At 66.6% G+C, this 6,886-nt stretch carries 1 protein-coding gene; it reads left to right on the top strand.

Annotation, left to right across the window (positions count from 1 at the left end):
- Window positions 1-397: 397 nt before the first annotated feature.
- Complete coding sequence (locus LJX93_RS12635) at window positions 398-6,757, top strand: non-ribosomal peptide synthetase (RefSeq protein WP_227697255.1); 6,360 nt, start codon at window positions 398-400, stop codon at window positions 6,755-6,757.
- Window positions 6,758-6,886: the final 129 nt, after the last annotated feature.

Below are 6,886 nucleotides of genomic sequence, written 5' to 3' on the forward strand. Positions count from 1 at the left end.
TCTAAGCTTTGCGGCGGGTGGTCTCGCGGTCGAGTCCTCTGGGGGGTAGGTGGGAGTGGCGGTATTCAAGCCCGGCCGGGGTGCTGCGTCTGTAGTGGAAAACAGGGACAGAAAGTGCCACCGATTGCGGATCAGGTGGGCAGGGGCACGGACGGTGTCGGTACTGGCGAATGAGGGCTTGGCCAGCCAATTGACGCCAGAAGCGTGGCGATCCAGGCCTGTTCCATGCCGATAGTTTCGGGTGTAGGCAATACCGGGTAGATGCTGTAGCAAATCTCCTACATGTTTTTCAGCAGGCTTCTACAGGTCCAGCGTGTGTCCGGGTTTCGGGGGCCATACAGCCTGGGGGCGGGGTGCTTGAATCCGCGGATGATCAATCAGAAGGACCTGCCGACTCATGCCTGCCGCCGAAACCTTTGCCCTGAGCGTTGCCCAGCGCGACATCTGGTTGGACCAGATCAGCCACGGCGACTCGCCGCTGTACAACATCGGCGCCTATGTCGAAATGAACGGCGGGGTGGATGCCGCGCGGCTGCGCCAGGCACTGGCGCACCTGGTTGCCCAGCATGACGGCCTGCGTACTGTGCTGGTGACACAGGGGGGGATGGCGCGGCAGTACTTTGCCCCCACCCTGGAAGTGGAACTGGTGCGGCACGATGTGCGCGATGCAGAGGCGCCGTGGGCGGCAGCCCAGGCCCTGCTGCAAGCCCGGATGCAGACGCCCTATCGCCTGGATGCCAGCCCGCTTTGGGGCACCACACTGATTCGCCTGGGCGAGCAGCGCTACCTGTTTGCCGTACAGGCCCACCACCTGGTCCTCGACGGTTGGGGGGTGGACCAGTGGTTCAAGCAGATCGCCGAATACTACAACCTGCTCGAACAGGGGCTGCCCCTGCCGAGCGGCGCACCGTCCTATCGGGCGTTCATCGAGGACGATGCCCAGTACCAGGGTTCGCCACGGCACGACCGCGACCGCGATTATTGGCTGGCTAAATACCAGCAATTGCCGGACGCCTTGCTGGCGCCGCGCGAGCGTAACGCGATACACCTTTCGCCGCCCAGCGCAGTGCTCGAACAGCCATTCGATACCCGTTTGCTGGCACGTATGCGAGCGCTGGGAAGCACGCTGCAGGCCTCGCCATTTCATGTACTGCTGGCCGCCCTGCATGTGTGCAGCGCACGCACCTGGCAGCGTGACGAGTGGGTGGTCGGTTTGCCGGTGCGCAACCGCGGCAACGCGCAGTTCAAGTCGACCCTGGGGCTGTTTACCCAAGTCAGCGCGTTGCGCATGGACTTTGGCCGCGAGCGCACCTTCGCGGCGCTGGTGCAGGGGATACGCGATGCGCTCAAGCAGGACTTCCGCCACCAGCGTTTCGCCCTCAGCGAACTCAACCGCAGCCTCGGTGCATTGCGTGAAGAACGGCCACAGCTGTTCGAACTGATGGTGTCGTTCGAAGAGGATGGCAACGACCTGCGTTTCGGTGACGTGCCTGGCCACACCGTGATGGTTTGCAATGGCCATGAACCCACCCCGTTGAGCATTCACCTGCGCTGCAACAGCCAACGTGACAGCGCTCGCCTGCACCTGGTGCACAACCGCGCCTGGTTCAGTGAACAGGACGCTACGGCGCTGGCCGAGCGCCTGTTGCACGTCCTTGAGCAAGGCCTGGAACAACCGGAGCAAAGTATCGCGTCCTTTGACCTGCTGACCGCCAGCGAGCACGCCCGCCTGCGGCAGTGGAATGCCACGGCGCAACGAGGGCCCGACAATGGCGAGGCGTTGATTCATCGTCGTATCGAGGCCCAGGCCAAGGCCACGCCGAAGGCCTTGGCAGCGCTTCAGGATGGCCAGAGCCTGAGCTACGGCGAGCTCGACCGCCGCGCCGACGCGCTGGCCCAGCACCTGGCGAGCCTGGGTGCCAAGCCTGACCGGCGCGTGGCGGTGGTCGCCCAACGCGGCCTGGACACCCTGGTCGGCCTGTTGGCCGTGCTCAAGGCCGGTGCCGCCTACGTGCCGATCGACCCGGCCCACCCGCAGGAACGCCTGGCCTACCTGCTGGACGACAGCGAGCCAGACGTCGTGTTGACCCAGTCATGGCTGTGTGATCGCCTTCCCGCGCATGGTCTGGCGCAGATCGAGCTGGATCGCTGGGACTGGAACGCGCCGCCCGCCGCCCTGGCCCGGCCTGCGCAGCCGCTGCCCAGCGATCTGGCTTACGTCATCTATACCTCCGGCTCCACAGGGCAGCCTAAAGGCGTGATGGTCGAGCACCACATGCTGGCCAACCTGATCGACTGGCACTGCAGTGCGTTCGAGCTGGGCCCAGGCCGCCATCAGTCGAGCCTGGCCGGCTTCGGCTTCGACGCCATGGCCTGGGAGGTATGGCCGGCCCTGTGCAGCGGCGCGACCCTGCACCTGGCACCCGTGCGTGACGGTGCCGAAGACATCGATGCCTTGCTCCGCTGGTGGCGCGCCCAGCCGCTGGATGTCAGCTTCCTGCCCACGCCGGTGGCCGAGCATGCCTTCGCCCAAGGTGAGCTACACCCCACCTTGCAGACCCTGCTGATTGGCGGCGACCGCCTGCGGCGCATGGCCCGCGAGCGGCGCTACCGGGTCATCAACAACTACGGCCCCACCGAAGCCACGGTGGTGGCGACCTCGGGCGAGGTGACGGCAGGTGGCCCGCTGCATATCGGCGGGCCGGTGGCCAACACGCAGTTGTACGTGCTCGACGAGCAGCGCCGCCTGTTGCCCATCGGGGCCCCGGGCGAGCTGTATGTGGGCGGCAAGGGGGTTGCCCGGGGTTACCTCAAGCGGCCGCAGATGAGCGCCGAGCGCTTTCTCGACGACCCGTTCAGCACGCTGCCACGGGCGCGGATGTACCGCACCGGCGACCTCGTGCGCTGGCTGCCCGACGGCACCCTGGAATACCTCGGGCGTAACGACGACCAGGTGAAAATCCGCGGTGTCCGGGTTGAGCTGGCCGAAATCGAGGCCGCCCTGGCCAGCCATGCGGCGGTACGCGAGTGCGTGGTGATGCTGCGCGAAGGCCAACTGCAAGCGTGGTACATCGGCCAGTTGGCGGTAACACCGCGGGCACTGCATGAACACCTGCGCGAACGCCTGCCAGCGGCTTTGCTGCCGGTGGCCTATGTCAACCTGGCGGCCTGGCCGCTGACCGCCAATGGCAAGCTCGACCGCCGCGCCTTGCCGACTGCGGACGAAGCCGCCAAGGTGCGCCGCGAACATGAGGTGCCCATTGGTGAAGTCGAGCAACGCCTGGCCGTGCTTTGGGCTGAATTGCTGCAGGTCGAGCGGGTAGGGCGCCAGGATCACTTTTTCGAGCTGGGCGGCCATTCGCTGCTGGCCGTGCAACTGATCGAGCGAATGCGTCAGCAAGGCCTGCAAGCCGATGTGCAGGTGCTGTTCGGCCAATCGACCCTGGCCAGCCTCGCCGCATCCGTGATGGTCGGGGAAGCCGTTCGCATACCGGCCAACCGGGTAGCGCCGCAGTGCCAGCGCATCACGCCTGACATGCTCACGCTCAGCGTGCTGACGCAAACCGCCATCGACCGTATCGTCGCCTCGGTACCGGGCGGTGCTGGCAACGTGCAGGAAATCTATCCGCTGGCCCCCCTGCAACAGGGCCTGCTGTACCACCATGTCACCGATGTACGCGACCCTTACCAGCAGCAGGCGTTGTTCGCCTTTGCCAGCGCCCAGCAGTTGCAGGCCTTCGGCGAGGCGTTGCAGCAGGTGATCGACCGGCACGACATCCTGCGTACCAGCCTGGCCTGGGAGGGGCTCGAACAGCCCCAACAGGTGGTCTGGCGCCAGGCGCGCCTGCCGGTCGATAACTGGCTGACGACAGCGCCCGACGGCAACATCGCCGGGCAACTGCGCAGCCACTACGACCCCCAGCATCGGCCCTTGGACCTGCGCCAGGCACCGATGATGGCGCTGGCCTGCACCGAGGATGCCCTGCACGGGCGCTGGCTGGGTTTGCTGCGCTTCCACCACCTGGTCAACGATGCCGTCTCGCTGCAGGTGCTGTTGGGCGAGCTCGAAGCCTTCATGGCCGGGCGTGGCGAACAGCTGCCGGCGCCTGTGCCCTATCGCGAGTATGTGGCGCTGAGTGCGGCTGCCGAGCGCCAGGCACGGCACGAGGCGTTCTTTCGCGAGCAACTGGCCGGCGTTGAGCCGCCTGCGCCTATTGCCGGGCTCGGCGGCGAGCCGGTGGATGCGTTTGATCTGCACAGCCATAGCCAGGCCGTCGAAGCGCCGCTGGCGGGGTTGTTGCGTACCCAGGCCCGGCATCAGGGGGCGAGCCTCGCCAGCTTGCTGCACCTGGCCTGGGCCCAGGTGCTAGGGACCCTCGGCGGGCGTGATGAAGTCACCCTTGGCACAGTGCTGCTGGGCCGCAGCATGGCGGGCAAAGGCGCTGATCGTGCCTTGGGCATGTTCATCAACAGTTTGCCGTTGCGGGTGCAGCTGGAGCATCGTTCGGTCGAACAGGCGCTGGGCGAGACCCACGCGGGGCTGGCTGCATTGCTCGGCCACGAGGACGCACCGCTGATGCTCGCTCAGCGGTGCAGCGGCCTGCCGGCGGGCACCGCGCTGTTCGACAGCCTGATCAACTACCGCCAAGGGGCCGTGTTGCACGGGCAGGTGCTGCCGGGTGTGGAACTGGTCGAGGCCAGTGAAGTCCTGAGCCATGGCCTGGTGTTGACGGTCGACGACCACGCCGACGGGCTGCAGCTTGCCGTGCGTGCGCCGCGAGCGATTGGCGCGCAGCGGGTACTGAACTACTTGCTGGCGACCTTGCGCCAGCTGGGCAGCGCCCTTGCCGAACGCCGCAGCGTGAGCCTGACGGCGTTGTGCGCGGTGCCTGAAGGTGAGCTACACCGCTTGCTGCATGGTTTCAACGCCACGCAAGACCTGCAAAGCCCGGTCACGCAGACCTTGCCTGCGCTGTTCCAGGCCCAGGTGCGGCGTACGCCCCAGGCCATCGCGCTGCAGACCGACGACAGTTTCCTCGATTACCAGGCCCTCAACGCCCAGGCCAACCGCCTGGCCCACCACCTGATCGGCCTGGGCGTACGCCCGGATGCGCGGGTGGCGGTGTGCGTCGAGCGCGGCGCTGCACTCATGGTGGCGTTGCTCGGCGTGCTCAAGGCGGGCGGTGCCTACGTACCACTGGACCCTGGCTACCCGGCCGAGCGCCTGCGCTTCATGCTTGATGACAGTACCCCGACGGTGGTGCTGGTACACGGCGCTACCCAGGGCCTGTTCGACCAACTGTCAGGCCCTGTGCTCGACCTCGACCGTGGCGACTGGCACGCCTGCCCGACAACTGACCCGCAGGTAGCTGGCCTGGGCCCGTCGCAACTGGCCTATGTGATGTACACCTCGGGGTCAACCGGCACCCCGAAGGGGGTGATGATCGAGCACCGTGGCCTGTGCAACCTGATGCACTGGGGTTCGCGAATCTGCCCGCCACGCCCGGGCGATGCCTTGCTGCAGCGGGCACCGTTCAGTTTCGACGGTTCGGTCTGGGAGCTGTTCTGGCCGCTGACCGCCGGCCTGCGCCTGGTCCTGGCACGCCCTGACGGGCATCGTGACCCTGCGTACCTGGTGCAACGGGTCCAGGCCAGCCAGGTGACCACGATCAAGTTCGTGCCGGCGTTGCTGCATCAGTTTCTCGAAGAACCTGGTGTCCAGGGTTGCACCAGCCTGACGGACATCTTCTGCGGCGGCGGCGAACTGACACTGGCGTTGCTGCAGCGTGTGCGCGAGCGCCTGCCCAACGTGCGCCTACACAACGTCTATGGCCCCACGGAAGCCACGGTAGACAGCACCGCCTGGACCTTGCAGCCCCATGAGCCCCTGCCGCTGCTGGCGCCGCCGATTGGCCGGCCGATCGCCAATACCCGCCTGTATGTGCTCGATGCGCACGACCGGCCGGTGCCGCTGGGTGCGGTGGGCCAGTTGCACATTGGCGGTGTCGGCGTTGCCCGTGGCTACCTTGGGCTGCCGGCGTTGCAGGCCGAGCGTTTCATCGCCAGCCCATTTGTCGAGGGCGACCGGCTGTATCGCACCGGCGACCTGGTGCGCTACCGCCTGGACGGCGAATTGGACTTCGTCGGCCGCAACGACTTCCAGGTCAAGCTGCGCGGTTTGCGGGTGGAGCTTGGCGAGATCGAAGCGTCGCTGACCGCACACCCGGCAATCGGCCAGGCCGTGGTGCTGATGCGCGAAGAGCGCCTGGTGGCCTACTTCACCTGCCGCGAGGGCAGCAGCGCGCCGGCGCTTGAAGTACTGCGCAGTCACCTGTTGGCGCGCATGCCCGAGTACATGGTGCCGCAGGCGTTCGTTGCTTTGGCCCAGTTGCCTTTGAGCAACAACGGCAAGATCGACCGCCAGGTCCTGCCGGCGCCGGGTGCAGAGTCGGTGATCAGCCGCGCCTACCAGGCCCCGCGCGGCGAGCTGGAAACCGCGCTGGCCGAGATCTGGACCGATGTGCTGAAAATCGAGCAAGTCGGGCGGGATGACAACTTCTTCGAGCTGGGTGGCCATTCACTGCTGGCCGTCGGCCTGGTGGCACGCATGCGCCAGGCCGGCCTACATGTGGATGCCCGCACCTTGTTCAGCCAGCCGACGCTGGCGGGGCTTGCGGCCAGCACCCGCCTCGAACAGGTCGAGGTGGTGATACCGCAGACCACCATTCCCAGCCTGGGCAAACGCAGGCGCATCTGAAAGCACCGGGGCCGCATAGCGGCCCCGGAGCTATCCGCAATTGTCCCCGCTTCCCATGTCAGACCGACCGGTCACGATCCTTTAGCGTGTCCACGATCCCTATTTCCAGGCAAAGCAGGATGCTTACCG

This window comes from Pseudomonas sp. HN2-3, assembly GCF_020691745.1.
In the GTDB taxonomy this organism is placed as follows: Bacteria; Pseudomonadota; Gammaproteobacteria; order Pseudomonadales; family Pseudomonadaceae; genus Aquipseudomonas; species Aquipseudomonas capeferrum.

What these genes read in the sequence shown, in the direction of transcription:
- LJX93_RS12635 (WP_227697255.1), top strand. Translation starts at nt 398, where the DNA reads ATGCCTGCCGCCGAAACCTTTGCCCTGAGCGTTGCCCAGCGCGACATC.